The sequence below is a fragment of the Cellulophaga sp. F20128 genome, assembly GCF_023015805.1.
Lineage (GTDB): Bacteria > Bacteroidota > Bacteroidia > Flavobacteriales > Flavobacteriaceae > Cellulophaga.
The window spans coordinates 1-20,432 of the sequence record NZ_JALKBA010000010.1; the positions used below are offsets into that span (position 1 = coordinate 1).

Below are 20,432 nucleotides of genomic sequence, written 5' to 3' on the forward strand. Positions count from 1 at the left end.
CCATCAACCATCAACCATCAACCATCAACCATCAACCATCAACCATCAACCATCAACCATCAACCATCAACCATCAACCATCAACCATCAACCATTTTCTAATAAGTATTCCGTATATTTGCACCCCAATAAAAAATGCTGTAATTAATTAAAAATGAAGAAGAAGGTTGCTTTTTATACACTTGGTTGTAAGCTAAACTTTTCGGAGACCTCTACCATTGCTAGAAGCTTTGTGGATGAAGGTTTTGATAGGGTAGATTTTTCTGAAGTAGCAGATATGTACGTCATAAATACATGTTCGGTAACAGAAAATGCAGATAAAAGGTTTAAGTCCATCGTAAAACAAGCACAAAAGAAGAATTCCAAAGCATTTGTTGCTGCGGTAGGTTGTTATGCACAATTAAAACCAGAAGAATTGGCAGCGGTAGATGGTGTCGATTTGGTGTTAGGGGCTACTGAAAAATTTAAAATCACTGATTATATCAACGATTTGTCTAAGAACGATTTTGGTGAGATACACTCATGTGAAATTGAAGAAGCCGATTTTTATGTAGGTAGTTATGCTATTGGGGATCGAACGCGTGCATTTTTAAAAGTGCAGGATGGTTGCGATTATAAATGTACCTATTGCACAATTCCCTTAGCTAGAGGTGTTTCTAGAAGTGATACCTTGGACAATGTGTTGCAGAACGCCGCAGAAATTTCGGCAAAAGGCATCAAAGAAATTGTACTTACTGGTGTAAATATTGGGGATTATGGCAAAGGAGAATTTGGAAATAAAAAACACGAACACACTTTTTTAGACCTCGTAAAAGCGTTAGACACCATTGATGGGATTCATAGGCTAAGAATATCGTCTATTGAACCTAATTTATTAAAAAATGAGACCATAGAATTTGTGTCTAAAAGCAATTCTTTTGTACCGCATTTTCATATTCCATTGCAAAGTGGTAGTGATGTGATCTTAAAATTAATGCGACGTAGGTATTTGACCAATTTGTATATAGATAGAGTAGCGAAAATCAAGGAAGTTATGCCACACGCTTGTATTGGGGTAGATGTGATTGTTGGTTTTCCTGGGGAAACAGAGGAACATTTTTTGGAGACCTATCACTTTTTAAATGAATTGGATATTTCTTATTTACACGTTTTTACCTATTCCGAAAGAGATAATACTGTAGCAGCTGCTATGGAAGGTGTTGTGTCTAAAAATGTGCGTAGTAAACGCAGTAAAATGTTGCGTGGCTTGTCCGTTAAAAAACGACGCGCTTTTTATGAAAGTCAGTTGGGAACAACACGAACCGTTTTGTTTGAAGGTGAAAATAAAGAAGGATATATTCACGGGTTTACAGAAAACTACGTAAAAGTAAAAGCAACTTGGAATCCTGCTTTGGTGAATACAGTACACAAGATAGTACTAACAGAAATAGCTGAAGACGGTTTGGTTCGGTTTAGTTTTGTAGAAAGTAATGTTATCGTATAAAAAAAGCCTCTTTTTAAATGAGGCTTTTTTTATAATTTTGTTTAGATGCGAATCCCAACGGGTAACATCTCTTGGTATTGTCTTTTGTTTCTTCTTAAGAAACTTGCAATATCTGGGCTTGTAGGAACCACTCTCATGTTTTTTTCCTGAATTTCACTTAAAACAGCTTTAATGAAATCTTCTTTAAATTCTTTGGCTGTAATTTCTTCCGGAATAATTAGTTTCGTTAAAAACACTTTACGTTCTTGTGAAGAGTATTCTATTTTGGCCAAATGTCCATTAACTCTAGTTTCGTACTGACGTAAAAAACTATTGTCTTTAATTTCTACTTCATTCATATAGTATGGTTTTAAATTGTAGTTAAAATATGCATCAAAGTGTTCTAAAATGACGATATTTAAAAAAAGATTTAAGCATTAAATATCGAAAGAAAATATCTAATGACAAGTTAACAAAGTTAGGTTAAAATAACCTAATTTCCTAGTTTTCATAAGGCTAAACCGTTTGTACTTACTATGATTCATGTTTATTTTATGCCAGGTATGGCTGCGAACCCAACTATTTTTAAAAATATACGGTTGCCAGAGGCTATTTTTCAACAACACCTGTTAGAGTGGTTTGTACCAAGTAAGGGGATGACACTGGAGGATTATGCAAAAAAAATGTGTACTAAAATAGAACATTCAAACGTTGTATTAATTGGAGTGTCTTTTGGAGGGTTTTTAGTGCAAGAGATGGCTAAGCATATTAAGACGAGGAAAGTAATCATTATCTCTAGTGTAAAAACTAATAAGGAACTTCCCAAGCGTATGCTTTTGGCAAAGTATACCAAGGCGCATAAATTATTACCAACAGGCTTGGTGACCAATATGGAAGTACTTCACAAATACGCTTTTGGAGATGCCGTAACAAAGCGTTTGGAGTTGTATGATGAATTTTTATCTGTAAAGGATAAGTATTATTTGGATTGGTCTTTGGATCAAATTGTAAATTGGAATCAAACGAGTTGTGATCCAAATGTCGTACACATTCATGGAGACAAAGATCCCGTATTTCCAATTCGGCATATAAAAGATTGTATTACGGTATCAAATGGTACGCATATCATGATAATTAATCGGTTTAAATGGTTTAATGAGCATTTACCCAAAATAATTTTAGATTAGGAAGGTATTTGATATCTTTGAGTAGAATTGAATTTAAAGAAAAGATAAGATGATGAAAATTATAAAAAATACGTTGATGTTTTTGGGTGTTGTTTGTGTTGCAGGGACTTTAATGTTTGCAGTACAAAGTGGAACAACAATTCCTGTTGAGGTTGCTGTAGACTTAGAATCTCCGGTAAATGCCTATAAAATAACATCTATTGACATCCCAGAGGATCTAAATTTTGCAGGTGAGTCTGTTCCAATGGAAGATCCTGAGGTTATGGAGCGTATAGATCGTGAGTTTTTAGTGAACACCTATTGGCAGTCTAACGCCTTATTGTTGATGAAAAGAGCGCACAAGTATTTTCCAATTATAGAGCCAATTTTGGCAAAACATGGAATTCCAGATGATTTCAAATATTTGGCTGTGGCAGAAAGTGGCTTGCAAAATGTGGTTTCTCCGGCTGGAGCAACTGGTTTCTGGCAAATAATGAGGGCTACCGGAAAAGAATATGGATTAGAAATAAATGACAATGTAGATGAACGTTATCATATTGAAAAATCTACGGAAGTAGCTTGTCGTTATTTAGCCAAGTACAAAGAGAAATTTGGCAACTGGACCTTGGCTGCTGCATCGTACAACGCAGGAGCCGGAGCTATTAATAAATACCTTGGGATTCAAAAAGTAGATACCTATTACAATTTATTATTGGGACAAGAGACAGGGAGGTATGTATTTAGAATTATGGCAATTAAAGAAATTCTTTCGTATCCAGAGAAGTATGGTTTTGAAATTTCTGAAGATGATATGTATAAGGCGGTACCAACCTTTACTATTGATGTAGATGAGCCTGTAGCTAACTTTGCTGATTTTGCAAATACCTATGAGATTAACTACAAAGTGTTAAAGAGACACAACCCATGGCTAAGAGAGCCACACCTAAACAATAACTCTAGAAAGAAGTATACCCTAGAAATACCAAATAAAGGGTATTATATGATCGATTAAGGAAGTTTCTCATTACTTTGGGTAGATACCCATGTAATAAGGAGAACTGACTTTATTAGTATTGATACGGCTGAATCTTGATAGGAGGGCGCTGCACCATCGAAATTCACCGTGGTAATATTTTATAATAAAATGGTTTTACTCAGGAAGTACTGCGGTGATTGAGGAAGTAGAAAATTTATTTAGAATACGAAATAGACCTTGGAGATTTCAAGTAAATAGAAGGTTATTTTAGGTTCACTTTAAAATCAAAAGCCCATCAAATTAGTTTGATGGGCTTTTTTAGGATTGTTATGGTAAGGTTTTTCGTTCCTGCTAAATCTTCTTCAGTTGTTGCTTCATCATTTTAATCTGATCTGCAAGCATATTTTGTTTGTCTAACTTTTTAGCTTCATTTAATAGGGTAGTTGCTTCTCTTTTACGTCTTTTCTGCATTGCTATACCAGCCAAACTAAGTTTTGTCATGGCAACATCATAGTCCATTGTTAAGCCTAGTTTTAATGCTTTTTTAAAATATTTTTCAGCCTGTGTTAAATTAGTTTGCGAAAAAATAATACCATGTAAATAGTTGTAGTACCCTTGCTGTTTTGTTGTAAGTGCACCTTCTGGGTTTTTAATTTTAGACAACCATTTTTCTGTACCCGCTAAATCTTGCTTTCTCATTCGTAAAAAAGAAAGTAAAATGATTTCGTTTCTAAAATAAAGAAAGATAAAAACTAATGATATTAGAATTAAAAAAATACCATTACCTATATTTCCATCTGTAAATTGATAAACGGCGTACGCTATTATTAGGGTCGCTATGACCAGTTTAAAGTTTTTATTGAACATATCTCTATTCTTCTATTGTTTTGTAAGTTATTGTTGATGTAATTTTTGTTGGTATTTGCTGATTGCCTAACATAGGCAAAGTAGAATTTCCGCTAGAAGTACCAATGACTTCCATTTCTTGTATAAATCCAGTTTTAGAGTTTGCTGTTACCTTTGTTGTTTGTGTGCCTGTTAGATCCATATTGGCGGCGGCATCTTTAACGCTCATAATTACTGAAGCTTCACAACTAAGTTCTGTAGTATCGGCGTTATAGGTATTTAAGGTCCATTTGTTTTTTGTGTCTAATTTACCGGTATATTCATTCTCCCATGAATCGCCCACTTTTACTTTTGTTGCTGGATATAAGTAGGTCATTTGTTCAAAACTACTAGCCAAACCTTCTGTTCCATACTCCTTGCCTAAGGATTCTTTTACTAATTTTAAGGTTGTTTCATCTGTAATGCCAGAGGCATCCATCATTTTGTTTATGATTTCATCACCTCCTGTAACACTTGTTATATTGCCATTTTTTGCTAATGTTATTGAAACAGGGATATTTAATATGGCATTGAACATAGCAGATTGCGGATTAGCTGTAGATACTTCTTTTGCTTTTATATCCATTAATTCACCTTGAAGATTAGAAGCCATTTTCATATTTAAATCAGTAAATGACATTTCAATAGTATAAGAATCGTCAGTCATTGACGTCACTTTCATCAGATATTCACCGCTCACCGTGTTGGTAAGTTCATGAGACATGCCTTGAATTTCTTGAGAAATTACCTGTTTTGCATTTTGTTGTATGGTAAAAGTATCACCTTTTGCCAGTTTGTATTCTAATTTAGATTGCGCCTTAAGGTGCAGGGAACACAATAAAATTGCGGTAATAAAGAGTATTTTTTTCATTTAAAAATAGTGTTGTAGATTTGCATTGGCAAAAGTAGTAAAAACAAACTAAAATATTTTATTAATTAGGTTTGCTAAAGAAAAAACTCTTTGTATATTTGCGCCCAGCTTTTCAGAAGCTAATTAACTAGATTTTTTACATATATTATTATAAAGATATTCTAAGATGAGCAAAAGAACGTTTCAACCATCAAAAAGAAAAAGAAAGAACAAACACGGTTTTAGAGAGCGTATGGCTTCTGTTAACGGTAGAAAAGTTCTAGCACGAAGAAGAGCTAAAGGACGAAAAAAACTTAGTGTATCTTCAGAGTTGAGACACAAGAAATAATGATTGAATTTATTATAAAATAATAAAGGTGTTACTTTTTTAAAAGTAGCACCTTTTTTTTGACTAAGCTGTACTTGCTGCAGCCATTACACCCACAAAGCAAAATACTATAAAATGCCAAAAAGACAAGACATTAAATCGGTTTTAATAATAGGATCAGGACCAATAGTAATAGGACAAGCGTGTGAATTTGATTATTCAGGATCACAGGCATTACGTTCGTTACGCGAAGATGGAATAGAAACGGTTTTAATTAATAGCAACCCTGCTACAATTATGACAGATCCATCAATGGCAGATCATATTTTTTTAAAACCCTTAACGACCAAATCTATCATTGAGATACTTAAAAAACATCCTAACATAGATGCTGTTTTGCCAACAATGGGTGGGCAAACGGCATTGAACCTATGTATAGAGGCTGATGAAAAAGGTATTTGGGAAGATTTTAATGTTGAAATTATCGGGGTAGATATTGCAGCAATTAATATAACAGAAGATAGAGAGCAGTTTAGAGAATTGATGTTGAAAATTGGGATTGGTATGGCACCACAAGCAACTGCAACATCGTTCTTAAAAGGAAAAGAAATAGCGCAGGAATTTGGTTTTCCTTTAGTTATTAGAGCATCTTACACCTTGGGTGGGGCAGGTGCTTCAATAGTATATAAACCAGAAGATTTTGATGATTTACTAAGCATGGGCTTGGAGATTTCTCCAATACATGAGGTGATGATTGATAAGGCCTTGTTAGGCTGGAAGGAATATGAACTGGAATTATTGCGCGATAAAAACGACAATGTTGTGATTATCTGTACTATAGAAAATATGGACCCAATGGGGATACATACCGGCGATTCTATTACGGTTGCACCGGCAATGACATTGTCTGATAGAACTTTTCAGAGAATGCGGGATATGGCCATAAAAATGATGCGTAGCATTGGCGATTTTGCAGGAGGTTGTAACGTTCAGTTTGCAGTTAGCCCTGATGAAAAAGAAGATATTATTGCTATTGAAATTAATCCAAGGGTTTCTAGATCCTCTGCCTTGGCATCAAAAGCAACGGGTTATCCAATAGCAAAAATTGCAACAAAGTTAGCAATTGGGTATCATCTAGATGAGTTAGACAATCAGATTACAAAATCTACATCGGCTTTATTTGAACCGACATTAGATTACGTTATTGTAAAAATACCGCGATGGAATTTTGATAAGTTTGAGGGATCGGATAGAACCTTAGGCCTGCAAATGAAATCTGTTGGTGAGGTAATGGGTATTGGTCGTTCTTTTCAAGAGGCATTACACAAAGCAACGCAATCCTTAGAAATAAAAAGGAATGGCTTAGGAGCAGATGGAAAAGGGTATACAGATTACGATCAAATTATACAAAAACTAACAGTGCCAAGTTGGGATCGCGTATTTGTTATTTATGATGCTATCCAATTGGGTATTCCGTTGAGTAGAATTCATGAGATCACTAAAATAGACATGTGGTTTTTGCGTCAGTATGAAGAATTGCACTTCTTAGAACGTGAAATTTCTAAATATACGGTAGAGAGTTTACCAAGAGAATTATTGTTAGAAGCCAAGCAAAAAGGTTTTGCAGATCGACAAATAGCGCACATGCTAGATTGTTATGAGAGCGAAGTACATACCAAGCGTTCTGCCCAAGGTATCAACAGAGTATTTAAGTTAGTAGATACTTGTGCCGCAGAATTTAAGGCGATGACTCCTTATTATTATTCAACTTTTGAAGCAGAAATAGAAACTGCAGACGGTAGGCGTTATGTAGAAAATGACAGTATTGTTACAGATAAAAAGAAGATTGTTGTTCTTGGTTCAGGACCAAACAGAATTGGACAGGGAATAGAGTTCGATTATTGTTGTGTTCACGGGGTGTTGGCAGCTGCAGAATGTGGCTACGAAACCATAATGATTAACTGTAATCCAGAAACGGTTTCAACCGATTTTGATACGGCAGATAAATTATACTTTGAGCCCGTATTCTGGGAACATATCTACGATATTATTCAGCATGAAAAGCCCGAAGGTGTTATCGTACAATTGGGTGGACAAACGGCATTGAAGCTTGCAGAGAAATTAGATAAATACGGCATAAAAATAATAGGAACTAGTTTTGAAGCTTTAGATTTAGCGGAAGATAGAGGTAATTTTTCTAAAATGTTATTGGAGAATAACATACCATTTCCTAAATACGGAATTGCAGAAACAGCTGATGAAGCCTTGGTTCTTGCAGACGAATTAGATTTTCCTTTATTGGTTAGACCATCCTATGTGTTGGGCGGACAGGGAATGAAGATTGTAATTAACAAGCAAGAATTGGAAGAGCATGTCGTGAATCTACTAAAATCAATTCCTGGCAACAAATTATTATTAGATCATTATTTAGATGGCGCCATTGAAGCAGAGGCAGATGCCATTTGCGATGGTGAAGATGTGTATATTATAGGAATTATGGAGCATATAGAGCCTTGTGGTGTACATTCAGGCGATTCTAATGCTACTTTACCACCATTTAATTTGGGTGAGTTTGTAATGCAGCAAATTAAAGATCATACCAAAAAAATTGCTTTGGCATTAAATACAGTAGGATTAATAAACATACAGTTTGCTATAAAAGACGATATGGTTTACATTATAGAAGCGAATCCTAGAGCTTCACGAACGGTACCTTTTATAGCCAAGGCCTACAAAGAACCATATGTAAATTACGCAACCAAAGTAATGTTGGGTGAGAAAAAAGTAAAAGACTTTAACTTTAACCCGCAATTGGAAGGTTATGCTATTAAGCAGCCAGTATTCTCTTTTAATAAGTTCCCTAATGTCAATAAAAATTTAGGTCCAGAAATGAAGAGTACAGGAGAAAGTATTTTGTTTATTGATAGTTTAAAAGACGATGATTTTTACAACCTTTACGCGAGACGTAAAATGTATTTGAGCAAATAGAAAAACAGTTTTATATAAAAAAGCGTCGAGTGTATAACTCGACGCTTTTTTTGTTTAAAACCGGTACTTTGCAGTGGCTCTAAGGTGACGAGGTAATCTATAGATAATTATTGCATTGGTTTAAAATCGGCGATTTGTTTTTCAAATTTCGCACTATCTTTAAATGCACAAAGATTTCCATCTGGGTCATAAAATTTTGCAATTGTTCCCCAAGAATGTTCTTGATAATCAACGGCTATATGTTTTGATACTAGTTTGTCTGCAACTGCTTTTACATCAGGAACATTCATTCTTATACACGTCTTTATCCGTTCATCAGGCGTTTTTTTTCCATGGTATTCATCATCTAGTTCTACCATCAGATACGACTTTCCAAACTCGAAACAGCTGAGTTCTTCCGTTTCAAATATCTTGGTCAATTCTAGCGTGTTTTCATAGAAATCCACACACTTTTTATAAGCGATGGTGTATAGAATTATTCCTGTTCTATCAAATTTCATAGTTTTGGTTTTCAACTTACTCAGAACAAACTAATTTGCGATATCATTCTCTTTTACGAATCCCACTCCGTATGAAAAATACCTTCCATATCTGTACGTTCATAAGTGTGTGACCCAAAATGATCGCGTTGAGCTTGTATTAAGTTGAGCGGTAAATTGCTAGAGGTATACGCATCAAAATATGTTAATGAATTGGTTAATCCAGGTGCCGGAATTCCATTTTTAGCAGCATAGGCTACCAATTCACGAGCAGCAGGCACCGCTTTTTGTACTTTAGGCACAAAAGAGGGCGCTAAAAGCAAATTGGAGATGTTTTTATCGGCTACATAAGCCGCAGAGATATCTTCCAACAAACCAGCTCTAATGATACAACCAGCACGCCATATTTTGGCTATAACAGACAAGTCTAAGTCGTACTTGTATTCTTTAGAGGCATCCGCTAATTGGTGTAAGCCTTGGGCGTAGGTAGTAATAAATGCAAAATACAAAGCTTCTTCAGCCATTTTAATAAAGGCATCTTTATCTGTTTTTTCAGGGGTTGGCCTATTGTACAAGCTATCTGCCAATACCCGTTCTTCTTTAAGAGCAGAAATTTCACGCATACTTACTGCAATATCAATAGAGGGAATTGGAATTCCTAAATCCATTGCATTTTGAGAGGTCCATTTTCCGGTTCCTTTTTGCTTTGCTTTATCTAAAATTTTATCCACCAAATAACCAGAACTTTGGTCATCTTTCTGAGCAAAAATTTCAGCTGTTATTTCAACTAAAAAAGATTGTAATCTTCCCTTGTTCCAGGTGTCAAAAATTGTGTGAAGTTCTTCGTTAGTCAGTTTACATGATTTCCGTAGCAGATCATAAATCTCTGAAGTCAGCTGCATCATTCCATATTCAATACCGTTATGTACCATTTTTACATAATTTCCGGCAGATTTAGGTCCTAGGTAAGCTACGCAAGGTTCTCCGTTAAACTTTGCAGCAACTGCTTCAAAAATAGGCTGTACGTGGGCATAGGCTTCTTTATTTCCACCGGGCATAATACTTGGGCCTTTCCGGGCACCTTTTGCGCCACCAGAAACTCCAGAACCAAAAAAGTGTATTCCTTTTTCTTGCAAATAAGCTTCTCTTCTGTCTGTATCTGTAAAAAAAGAATTCCCACCATCTATAATGATATCATCTGTATCTAAATGCGGTAAAAGACTTTCTATTACATTATCTACAATTTTACCTGCAGGAACTAAAAGCATTATTTTTCTTGGTTTCGCTAAAGCGCTAATAAAAGCTTCTATGTCACCAGTAGCATTTACACGTTCTAAATTTCCTCCTTCTTCTTTTAAAGCATCTACTTTCTCTTTGTCCAAGTCATAGCCAAAAGCTTTAAAATTATTGTCAGCAACGTTTAAAATAAAATTGCGTCCCATAACTCCAAGTCCAACTAATCCAAAATCGTAATTTGTATGCGTCATTTTTTAGTAAAATATAACAATAGGGTTAAATATTGATTTAAGTGTTCGGTTGTGCTATTATTTGATCTAAAATAGTCTTAATTTAGCCGAAATATTATTTCAAAATTAATTTAAAATATTCATTTTTTAAGGTTTATAAGGAGAAACTAAATAATATTCTCCATAAAACTGAAAAAAACATCATTTTTTTACAAAAAAAATCAGCAATACTTTATGAATAAGACTGCGAACCAAATGCTTATAATCTTTGGAGCTTCTGGAGATTTAACGGCAAGAAAATTAATTCCAGCAATTTACAATTTGTTTAAAGGAAATCATTTACCAGAAAACTTTGTTGTTTTGGGCGCAAGTAGAAGTGCAATTACAGATGGGGAATTTAGAAGAAAAGTTGTTCAAGAGAGCCGGTATTTAGAAGAGCGATTAACGAAGGAAAATGAGGATTTTATAACCCAGTTTTCTGATAAACTTTTTTACGAAGATTTAGGAGAAGATTACGATACCGATTACGATAGATTAAGTAAAAGAATCGCTGATTTAAACAACAAATACAAAACAGATAACAATTATATTTTTTATCTGTCTACGCCGCCAAGTTTGTATGAGGCTATTGCTAAAAACTTGTGTGATAAAGGATTAACTGCCGAAGACGATGGGTGGAAGCGCATTGTTGTAGAAAAACCCTTTGGCTATAGTCTTGCTTCTGCTAAAGAATTAAATACAGGTTTGCACAAGTATTTTCAAGAAAATCAGATCTACCGAATAGATCATTATTTAGGTAAAGAAACGGTGCAGAATTTGTTGGTTACTCGTTTTGCAAATTCTATTTTTGAACCCTTGTGGAACCGAAATTATATCCACCATATAGAAATAACCAATGCAGAAGAAGTAGGGGTTGAAAAACGAGGCGGGTATTATGACAAATCGGGAGCATTGCGAGATATGTTTCAGAGTCATTTGCTGCAAATTGTTTCTTTAATTGTTATGGAACCGCCAATTAGTTCAAGCGCAGAAGAAATTAGAAATGAAAAGGTTAAAGCGCTAAAATCACTCCGGTTAATGACCGATGAAAAAGTGCTGTATGAAAATACGGTTAAAGGGCAGTATGTGTCATCTGTTATCAATGGAGAAAAAGTAAAAGGCTATCGTGAGGAAGAAGGGGTTGATCCGCAATCTAAAACAGAAACATTTGCAGCCATTAAGTTTTTTGTAGACAATTGGAGGTGGAGAGACGTTCCGTTTTATGTAAGAACAGCGAAACGTATGCCTACAAAAGTAACTGAGGTTGTCATTCACTTTAAAACACCGCATCATCAAATTTTTAAAGAACAGGATTTAAATAATAAGGATAATAAATTGGTTATTCGGATTCAGCCAGATGAAGGAATTTTATTGAAATTTGGAGTTAAAGTGCCAGGGCAAGGTTTTAAAGTGGAGCGCGCCAATCTGGATTTTTATTATTCAAGTTTAGCAGATACCAATGTAATGGAAGCTTATGAGCGTTTGTTGTTAGATGCTATGCAAGGCGATGCTACCTTGTATGCTAGAGCAGATGAAGTAGAGTCGGCTTGGCGTTTTGTAGATCCAATTCTTGAATATTGGGAAGGTGGTAAAGACGTAAATACTTACGGGTATTCTGCGGGTACTTGGGGCCCTGAAAATATGGATCGCTTAATTGAAGGTGAGTATACCTGGAGAAATCCATGCGAACGTTTAACAGATGATTCTGGGTTTTGTATTATATAAAATATAGTTATGAAAGAAATTAAAATATACGATTCAAAGCAAACAGTAGCGGAAGAATTTTCAGTCTTTTTTAAGGAATTGGCAGCATCTCATAAAACTTTTAATGTGGCCCTTTCTGGAGGAAGTACCCCTAAGATTGTTTTTGATTATCTAGCTGAAAATTTTGAGGAAACTATAGATTGGAGTAGAATAAACTTTTATTGGGGAGATGAACGTTGTGTTTTGCCAACAGATGAGGAGAGTAATTATAAAATGACAGTAACCCATCTCTTGTCTAAAGTTGCCGTCCCTGAAGCAAATATTTTTCGTGTTCAGGGAGAAAATGATCCTATAAGTGAAGCAGTCCGGTACGGAGCAGTTTTAGCTAAAAATTTACCCAATGTAGATGGTGTTCCAAAATTTGATTTGGTGATTTTAGGTATGGGTGATGACGGACATACGGCTTCGATTTTTCCGCATGAAATAGAGCTTTGGGACGCTACAGAAAATTGTGAGGTTGCCATTCATCCAGATTCTGGTCAAAAAAGAATTACCCTTACAGGAAAGGTGATTAATAATGCAGCTGTTGTTGCTTTTTTGGTAACGGGAGGCAGTAAGGCAGAAAAAGTAAAGGAGATTCTAAAGGAAGTTGAAAACTACCGAGACTATCCAGCAACTTTGGTGCAACCGACAACCGGTGATCTCGTTTGGTTTTTAGATGCAGATGCCGCTAAGGAGATTAATTAGTATTGTAGATTTATAATGAAAGCGCTGATTGTAAAATCAGCGCTTTTTTATTGAGTTGAAAATCCTACCTTCTAGAAACAACGAAGAAGATAGCGTATTATTCAAAGTTGTATAAGGGGTTTATGCTTCTGTATCTTCTTCCGATTCTAGTGTGGTAAATCTCGCTAAAAGTTTAGTGGGTACTTTATAGGAAGCGGAATAGAAGAGTCCGGCTTGATCTTTTTTGAAGGATAAAAAGGCTTTGGTATACCATCGTTGGTCAGTTGCTTTCCTTCTAAATTCTTCATGGGTAACCTCTGTACTGAATGCACCATTGAACCAAGGTTTTATTGCATACACTCCAATTCCGAAATGGGCTACGCGTTCAAGAACAGTTTCGAAATCCGATTCAGAAAAGTAATGAATAGACGCTTCATCAAAGCCGTCGTTCAGGTTTTTTAAATCATTAAATACATTTTTTTCTAAGAATTCAGTTTGTTCCATAGTGTGGGTGACAACGCGTTTAAGGTTAATGCGGATGCAAATATACGCTTGTATTCTGCTACAAACAAAGCCCTTGTTTTATGTTTTTGTTTTATTTGCAGGAAAAGGCGCATTAAGATTAAAGCTTCGGTCACGAAGCCTTTTTGAATTATTTAAATATACAGTTCCTTATAGTCCAATCAAAAGTCTAAACTGCGGCCTATATTTAGGTGTTTTATCTTAGTTTTATTCCAAGCTGCCTAATCTTTGTAGGGCTAATTTCCGCACTTCTGGATCTTTATCTGTTTTGGCTATTTCTGTAAGGCTTGGCCCAAAAGTCATTTTATTTACCGCAGTTTTACGTACCTCTGGGTCTTTATCCGTTTTAGCGATTTCTGTTAAACTGGGCCCAAAGGTCATTTTGCTCACTGCTAGTTTTCGCACTTCTGAATCCTTGTCTGTTTTGGCTATTTCCGTAAGGCTTGGCCCAAATGTCATTTTGCTTACTGCCAATTTCCGAACCTCAGGGTCTTTATCCGTTTTAGCGATTTCTGTTAAACTGGGCCCAAAGGTCATTTTGCTCACTGCTAATTTCCGTACTTCTGAATCCTTGTCCGTTTTGGCTATTTCCGTAAGGCTTGGCCCAAATGTCATTTTGCTTATTGCCAATTTCCGAACCTCAGGATCTTTATCCGTTTTAGCGATTTCTGTTAAACTGGGCCCAAAGGTCATTTTACTTACCGCTAATTTCCGCACTTCTGGGTCTTTATCTGTTTTGGCTATTTCCGTAAGGCTTGGCCCAAATGTTATTTTTTGAACAGCATCTTTTCTGGCCTCTGGGTTTTTATCTGTTGTAGCAATCAGATACAAGGTAGAGTCCATACTGGAGCTGGTAGTTGTAATTTCTGAAGTACTAGATTTCTTTAAACTAATCGTACAACTAAGAAGGAGTGTAATTGATAAAGGAAGCAGTAAAAAGCGTATTATTTTCATAATTTATAGAATGTCTATTATGTAAGTAGCCTATGGTTTGGACTCGGATATATGTTTAATAGTTTGAAGATAGTACTTTTTGGGAGAATAGTGACCAGGCTAGAGATCATAGCATAGAATAAAGGCTCTTGTTAAGCTAATGTATTTTAGTATATTTATTAAAGTTCAATGGGTCGTTTATGAAGCGTTGTAATCCAAATCCGTTATCCCCACCAATACTAGTGCCTGCTCTCTTGAGTATAATATCTTTTCTTTTTTCTTCAACCCATTTTTCGAATACTTTATTGTATAAAATCAATTTTTTTATAAGATTATTATCTCCATTATCATACCTAAAACTAAGTTTTTTAATTGCTATCCCATTAGAGAAGGAAATTATTTCGTCAAACATAAAATTATGAATACTATGCTTAGGAAATGAGTTCATAACAGACTCGTCATCATTAAAAATTATTCGGCGATTAATAGCCCCAGTAGAATCAAATTTTTCCCATTTGTATTCATAAAATTTATCCTCCATACTATTGACATAATTTAAATAGTATTTATCATTTATAAAGTGTTTACCATTCAAGAAGTCTTTATCATTAATTCTTTTTCTTTGAATTTTCTCTATCAAAACCCCATTTTCATTATAAACTTCTACTTTTTCGTTTTCGCGATTCATTTTCAACGTTCCATCAATATAGTATTCTTTACCAGTCTTTTTACGTTTAAATGTTTTTGACCAATTCTCTTCTTTTTGTTCTTGATCAATTGGGTAACACTTTCTAAAAGACTGTGAGATTTGCTCAATTTTCAGCATTCCATCAGGGTAATATTCTCTAAGTATTATATTTTTTATTACCCGCTCTCTTACTTTCTTTTCTATTTCCTTTTTATGACACTCATAATTTAACTCGCGCTTTATATGAACTATGGCCTCAACTTGTCCATTCTCATAATAGGTTGTATTCTTAAATCCTTTCTTGTTGGGAGTTATTAAGGTTTTAACTTGACCATTCTCGAAATACGTTATACTCTTAAATCCGTGCTTATCAGGAGTCGTTACATTATAAAGCAGACCATTTCTATAATATGTAAACAGACTGTCTACAGGTTGTCCTTTTTTAAATGTACCTTTCATCCTCTTTTTTCCATTACTGTAATAATCAGTAATTTCCCCATCTGCAAGACTACCACAGAGAGAATACTCAGATTTATCATAATCACCGCCAATGGTCATTAACTTATTAAGTCTACTTAGCAAAAAGGTATCTTTAACAGTTCCAGAAGTAGTAATAGATATATCTATAGGTGTCGTAGAAATGGATGAGCAATTTAATTGATAATTACCTGTTTTCGGTAGTACAACCTTGTCCATACCATAATACTCAAGACCATAATTTTGGATAGAATCTGATAGCCACCACATCACTCTTTTTATTGGTTTATTAGTGCATTGGTCTATGAATGTTGGCTGGTAAACAATTTGGCTCAATAAAGATTGAGATAACAATAATCCTAAGGCCAAGAGTAAGGTTTTCATTTATTAAAGTTTTAACCTAAAGTTACAATATAGAAAGATTTTTGGGTATAAACGTAGCAATTGGATTTAAACTTCTTGCTCCAATATATCGTGAATTATATGTTTTTTTCGTTTGGTACAACCATAAAAACTCAGCTTTTATTTAAGTTCAAACTTAATATTTTCAGTGCTTTCATAATTTTAAATCAAAATTACAAGCTAAGAAATGTGGTGTAGGAAGCTAGAATTGCCATAATGAAAAGACTATATTTTGGCAAAAATAGTTTGAGGTAGACAAACACACTCACATTGGTGTTTTTTAATTGTAGTAATATTTAATTATTTAGAGAGTAATTTATTTTCTTCATCAGTTAAAAGTCTAGAATGAATAAAAAAACGTAGTCCCAAGGGTATTTCTAAAGAAAAACTGGAACCACGACCTTCGGTAACATCTACAGTTAAATGTGTGTGTTTCCAATATTCAAATTGATCTTGATTCATGTAAAAATTAACATCTTCTACCTGCCCAAGAAGCACATCACTTTCATCTAAATACATATCTCCTTCTTCAAAAATCATTGGAGCAGAACCATCACAACAACCTCCACTTTGATGAAAAATTAAATCGCCATGCTTTTCTTTTAACTGCCTTACTATTTTAGCGGCACCTTCTGTAATTGCTACTCTTTTCATAATTTAAAAGTATTAAAAAAGGCTGAATAAGATCATTCAGCCTATAAATTTATATTCATCTTAACTACTAAAAGAAACCTAATTTATTTTTATCGTAAGAAATTAACATGTTTTTAGTTTGACGGTAATAGTTAAGCATCATTACATGGTTTTCTCTCCCAAATCCAGATTTTTTATAACCTCCAAATGGTGCATGTGCAGGATACGCATGGTAGCAATTTACCCAAACACGACCTGCTTTTATAGCACGTGGAATTTGATATAATTGGTGTGCATCTCGTGTCCAAACTCCAGCACCCAAACCGTAAAGTGTATCGTTTGCGATTTCTAAGGCTTCCGCTTCATCTTTAAATTTAGTAACACAAACTACTGGCCCAAAAATTTCTTCTTGAAACACACGCATTTTGTTATGCCCTTCTAATATTGTTGGCTTAATATAAAATCCGTTTGCCAAATTACCTTCTAAGGCATTAGCAGAACCTCCTGCTAATACTTTGGCACCTTCCTCTTTTCCTATTTCTATGTAGGATTGTATTTTTTCATATTGATCATTAGATGCTTGCGCACCAACCATTGTATTTACATCGTATGGATTGTCTTGTATTATAGCATTCGTTCTTTCTACAACACGTTTCATAAACGCATCATATATATCTTCTTGCACCAAAATTCTTGAAGGAGCAGTACATACTTCTCCTTGATTAAAGGCAAATAAAACCGCTCCTTCAACAGCTTTATCTAAATAAGCGTCGTCATGATCCATAACAGAATTAAAGAAAATATTAGGAGATTTTCCACCTAATTCCATGGTTACAGGATTTAAGTTTTTAGAAGCATATTGCATAATTAACTGACCCGTGGTAGTTTCTCCTGTAAAAGCAACTTTGTCTACTTTTGGGCTAGAAGCTAAAGGTTTTCCTGCTTCTGGGCCAAAACCGTGTACAATATTTACAACACCTGGAGGAAATACTTCTGCAATTTTTTCCATTAAAAAAGTAGCGGAAGCTGGTGTCTGTTCTGCTGGTTTTAAAACCACACAATTTCCTGTAACTAAGGCTGGTGGTAATTTCCAAGAAAGCATTAATAATGGAAAATTCCACGGAATAATTTGTCCAACAACACCTAGTGGTTCTTTAATAGTTAATGATAATGTATTCTGATCTAACTCTGATGCACCTCCTTCTTCAGAACGAATACAAGCAGCAAAATAGCGCCAGTGATCTACTGCTAATGGAATGTCGGCATTTAAAGTTTCACGAATGGGTTTTCCGTTATCACAAGTCTCAATCAATGCAAATTCCTCTAAATTCGCTTCAATAATATCGGCTACTTTATTTAATAAGGTAGATCTTTCTGTAGCAGATGTATTTCCCCAAGCTTCTTTTGCTGCATTGGCTGCATCAAGTGCCATTTCAACATCTTCTTTTTGCGAACGCGGATATTTTGCAATTAAAGAATTATCAATTGGTGATGTATTTTCAAAATATTGCCCACCTAAAGGAGCAACAAATTTTCCGTTAATAAAATTGCCGTATTTTTCTTTAAATTTTGGTTTTGAGTAACTCATATAAATTCTTGTTAAATTAGTAATAAGATAATTTTACAAACTATAAAATAGATTATCTTTCTTTTTTATAAAGATATTTTATCATATTCTAATTATCTTGAACGTATTTATCATTATTTTGAACATATCTCTTATTAACAGATTTGTTAACTAAAATTTTGTACTATTGATTATGAAGTCCTTATTAAATCAACATAAAAGCACAAGAAAACTGACTACTTTAGTGGAGAACAGAACTACCTATAATGCGGATTATGCTGAACTTAATATTTTTGAAACACATGCTTTTGCCGAAAAAATATCACTAACGTTTAACTTTCCTATTATTGCAAGTATGCTTACAGGAAAGAAAATTATGCACCTTGAGGGTTTTGAAGCTTTTAATTTTTTTCCAGGAGAATCTGTAGTGATGCCTACAAATAAGGAAATGGTTATTGATTTTCCAGTTGCTACAAAAGAAAACCCAACACAATGTTTAGCTTTAGGTATTGATACTTTTAAAATAGATGAAGTTGTTGAAAAATTTAATCAACACGTAGCAATTGAAAAAGAAAATAATACTTGGGATTTAGAGGAAACAACCTCCCATTTAATTAATAATTCCGATGTTAATCATTTAATAGAAAGACTTACGTATACTTTTACAAATAACAATAAATCTAAAGACGTGTTATTAGATTTAATGATACAAGAGCTGATAGTTAGACTGCTACAAACTAAAGCGAAATCTTTAATAATAAACGATCAAAATCAGGTATTTAATGACACTAGAATAGGAACAGTTATTAAATATATAAAAGACAATTTAACAAATAAGGATATTAATGTAGATGTGTTGGCTAAAAAGGCATATATGAGTACTTCACATTTTCACAAGCAGTTTAAAAATACCTTGGGCATCTCTCCTATAGATTATATAAATTCTGAAAAAATTAAATTCTCTAAAAAACTCATCAAAGAATCAAAAGATTTTAGAATGTCGGATATAGCTTTTAAATCTGGATTTAATAACACAAGTTATTTCAATAGACAATTCAAAAAAATGGAAATGATGACGCCTCAACAATTCAAAAAATCTATTTCAATTTAATGAATTTCAATTTTCTTTAGTTCTAAACTTAATGAAAAACTAAATTGTCCAAGGACAAATTCAATCAAAAAAATAACAATTGCTATCTAAGTACTAACTTAATATTTTCATTGGCCAAAGAAGTCAAATGTTCTGCGACTTTAAAGTTTGCAGGTTCATAAGCGTTACTTCTAATAGAGGCCTGATTTTTACGTCTTATACTGCGTGCAAAACGTCGTGCGCCTTCAATGTTTTCTACCAACAAACCAGGAACCTCCATACTTTTGCCATCATTGTCCTTTGAAACCATGGTAAAATAAGAAGAATTGCAGTGTTTTTTTACCCCGGTGGTAATATTTTCAGACTCTACGCGAACCCCGACTACCATAGAGGTTCTACCTGTATAATTTATAGATGCTTTCAGGGTTACGAGTTCCCCTACTTCTATGGGGTTTAAGAAATCGACCTTATTAACAGATGCCGTTACACAATAGCTCCTGGAGTGCTTAGAGGCACATGCAAATGCAATTTGATCCATAAGGTTTAAGATATGTCCGCCATGTACCTTTCCGCCAAAATTGGAGTGGGAGGGCAGCATTAATTGAGTTATGGATACCCTAGATTCCATGGCTGCTTTAAATTTGTTCATACTATTAGTTTCTAAAGTGAGGGGAGGTTTCTTTTTCGATCTCCGTAATAAAATACTTTGTATCGCCTAACCACGGAAAAGTAGCAAAACGTTCTACATAGGTAACCTTGACATAATTACCTTGATACTCTTTGAGTTTTGCTATCACCGCAGCATTTTTATCCAATACCGAAAAAGTAAATATCTGAGCTCCTGAGATGCCTTGACTTATTTCTCCTTCCCATGTTTTAACAACAACTCCTTTGTGACTAAATTTTATTAATTCACCCGATCGGTATCCTTCGCTTATAGGAACATAATAGATAAAGGCGTATATCATAGCAAAAATAATTGCAATGATAAATAGCGTACTGAATAATGCTTTTTTCATGTGTTATTTTTTAAGTGTTGCCTTTGGCTTAC

Annotated in this window: 20 protein-coding genes; 8 read left to right on the forward strand and 12 right to left on the reverse strand. The window is 34.5% G+C overall.

All coding sequences use genetic code 11. The features are described from left to right. Positions 1 to 154: 154 nt before the first annotated feature. Positions 155 to 1,483 carry a tRNA (N(6)-L-threonylcarbamoyladenosine(37)-C(2))-methylthiotransferase MtaB gene (mtaB, locus tag MWU65_RS10790; RefSeq protein WP_247077867.1) on the forward strand — a complete coding sequence of 443 codons (1,329 nt, stop codon included), beginning with the start codon at positions 155 to 157 and terminating at the stop codon, positions 1,481 to 1,483. 41 nt (positions 1,484 to 1,524) lie between these two features. Here mtaB and MWU65_RS10795 read toward each other — a convergent pair whose 3' ends face one another. Continuing rightward, the gene (locus MWU65_RS10795; RefSeq protein WP_247077868.1) at positions 1,525 to 1,821 is read right to left on the reverse strand and encodes an N-acetyltransferase; all 297 of its coding nucleotides are present in this window, start codon (positions 1,819 to 1,821) and stop codon (positions 1,525 to 1,527) included. Between the two features lie 177 nt (positions 1,822 to 1,998). On the opposite strand from MWU65_RS10795, the gene MWU65_RS10800 reads away from it, so the two are divergent. Together MWU65_RS10800 and MWU65_RS10805 are read left to right on the forward strand one after the other, a co-directional pair. Beyond that, entirely contained in the window at positions 1,999 to 2,649 is a 651-nt protein-coding gene (locus tag MWU65_RS10800; protein ID WP_247077869.1) for an alpha/beta hydrolase, read from the forward strand. A gap of 52 nt (positions 2,650 to 2,701) precedes the next feature. Further along, complete coding sequence (locus MWU65_RS10805; RefSeq protein WP_247078059.1) at positions 2,702 to 3,640, forward strand: lytic transglycosylase domain-containing protein; 939 nt, start codon at positions 2,702 to 2,704, stop codon at positions 3,638 to 3,640. Between the two features lie 315 nt (positions 3,641 to 3,955). On the opposite strand, the gene MWU65_RS10810 is transcribed toward MWU65_RS10805, so the two are convergent. Both MWU65_RS10810 and MWU65_RS10815 read right to left on the reverse strand, forming a co-directional pair. Further along, the gene (locus MWU65_RS10810; RefSeq protein ID WP_247077871.1) at positions 3,956 to 4,471 is read right to left on the reverse strand and encodes a DUF2892 domain-containing protein; all 516 of its coding nucleotides are present in this window, start codon (positions 4,469 to 4,471) and stop codon (positions 3,956 to 3,958) included. 4 nt (positions 4,472 to 4,475) lie between these two features. Then, a complete protein-coding gene (locus MWU65_RS10815; protein WP_247077873.1) occupies positions 4,476 to 5,360 on the reverse strand; it encodes a DUF6263 family protein in 885 nt (294 codons plus the stop codon). Between the two features lie 166 nt (positions 5,361 to 5,526). Between MWU65_RS10815 and rpmH the strand changes: the two genes are divergently transcribed. After that, positions 5,527 to 5,688, forward strand: coding sequence for a 50S ribosomal protein L34 (gene rpmH, locus MWU65_RS10820; RefSeq protein ID WP_247077876.1), 162 nt, complete (start codon positions 5,527 to 5,529; stop codon positions 5,686 to 5,688). Positions 5,689 to 5,802: 114 nt separating this feature from the next. Continuing rightward, on the forward strand, positions 5,803 to 8,655 hold the full coding sequence (gene carB, locus MWU65_RS10825) for a carbamoyl-phosphate synthase large subunit (RefSeq protein ID WP_247077878.1): 2,853 nt from the start codon (positions 5,803 to 5,805) through the stop codon (positions 8,653 to 8,655). Between the two features lie 107 nt (positions 8,656 to 8,762). Here the strand turns inward: carB and MWU65_RS10830 are convergent, their stop codons facing one another. Next, positions 8,763 to 9,155 carry a VOC family protein gene (locus MWU65_RS10830; RefSeq protein WP_247077880.1) on the reverse strand — a complete coding sequence of 131 codons (393 nt, stop codon included), beginning with the start codon at positions 9,153 to 9,155 and terminating at the stop codon, positions 8,763 to 8,765. A 53-nt stretch (positions 9,156 to 9,208) separates the two neighbouring features. Beyond that, positions 9,209 to 10,621, reverse strand: a complete 1,413-nt coding sequence (gene gndA / locus MWU65_RS10835; protein ID WP_247077882.1) for an NADP-dependent phosphogluconate dehydrogenase — start codon at positions 10,619 to 10,621, stop codon at positions 9,209 to 9,211. Positions 10,622 to 10,834: 213 nt separating this feature from the next. Here gndA and zwf point away from each other — a divergent pair, with 213 nt between their 5' ends. Further along, positions 10,835 to 12,364 (forward strand): glucose-6-phosphate dehydrogenase, encoded by a 1,530-nt coding sequence (gene zwf / locus MWU65_RS10840; protein WP_247077884.1) that lies wholly within the window; start codon positions 10,835 to 10,837, stop codon positions 12,362 to 12,364. Positions 12,365 to 12,373: 9 nt separating this feature from the next. Next, positions 12,374 to 13,090: a 6-phosphogluconolactonase gene (gene pgl / locus MWU65_RS10845; RefSeq protein ID WP_247077885.1), complete on the forward strand. Its 717-nt coding sequence runs from the start codon at positions 12,374 to 12,376 to the stop codon at positions 13,088 to 13,090. Positions 13,091 to 13,210: 120 nt separating this feature from the next. On the opposite strand, the gene MWU65_RS10850 is transcribed toward pgl, so the two are convergent. From MWU65_RS10850 to MWU65_RS10870, 5 genes are all read right to left on the reverse strand, one after another. Further along, positions 13,211 to 13,573, reverse strand: coding sequence for a hypothetical protein (locus MWU65_RS10850; protein WP_247077887.1), 363 nt, complete (start codon positions 13,571 to 13,573; stop codon positions 13,211 to 13,213). A 225-nt stretch (positions 13,574 to 13,798) separates the two neighbouring features. Next, positions 13,799 to 14,545: a hypothetical protein gene (locus MWU65_RS10855; RefSeq protein WP_247077889.1), complete on the reverse strand. Its 747-nt coding sequence runs from the start codon at positions 14,543 to 14,545 to the stop codon at positions 13,799 to 13,801. Between the two features lie 136 nt (positions 14,546 to 14,681). Next, a complete protein-coding gene (locus tag MWU65_RS10860; protein WP_247077891.1) occupies positions 14,682 to 16,073 on the reverse strand; it encodes a hypothetical protein in 1,392 nt (463 codons plus the stop codon). A 318-nt stretch (positions 16,074 to 16,391) separates the two neighbouring features. After that, positions 16,392 to 16,745, reverse strand: coding sequence for a DUF779 domain-containing protein (locus MWU65_RS10865; RefSeq protein ID WP_247077893.1), 354 nt, complete (start codon positions 16,743 to 16,745; stop codon positions 16,392 to 16,394). A gap of 67 nt (positions 16,746 to 16,812) precedes the next feature. After that, entirely contained in the window at positions 16,813 to 18,312 is a 1,500-nt protein-coding gene (locus tag MWU65_RS10870) for an aldehyde dehydrogenase family protein (protein ID WP_247077895.1), read from the reverse strand. A gap of 172 nt (positions 18,313 to 18,484) precedes the next feature. On the opposite strand from MWU65_RS10870, the gene MWU65_RS10875 reads away from it, so the two are divergent. Beyond that, positions 18,485 to 19,402 (forward strand): AraC family transcriptional regulator N-terminal domain-containing protein, encoded by a 918-nt coding sequence (locus MWU65_RS10875; RefSeq protein ID WP_247077897.1) that lies wholly within the window; start codon positions 18,485 to 18,487, stop codon positions 19,400 to 19,402. A gap of 82 nt (positions 19,403 to 19,484) precedes the next feature. Here MWU65_RS10875 and MWU65_RS10880 read toward each other — a convergent pair whose 3' ends face one another. Beyond that, positions 19,485 to 20,030, reverse strand: coding sequence for an acyl-CoA thioesterase (locus tag MWU65_RS10880; protein ID WP_247077898.1), 546 nt, complete (start codon positions 20,028 to 20,030; stop codon positions 19,485 to 19,487). Positions 20,031 to 20,034: 4 nt separating this feature from the next. Beyond that, a complete protein-coding gene (locus tag MWU65_RS10885) occupies positions 20,035 to 20,400 on the reverse strand; it encodes a 6-phosphogluconate dehydrogenase (RefSeq protein WP_247077899.1) in 366 nt (121 codons plus the stop codon). Between the last annotated feature and the right edge of the window lie 32 nt (positions 20,401 to 20,432).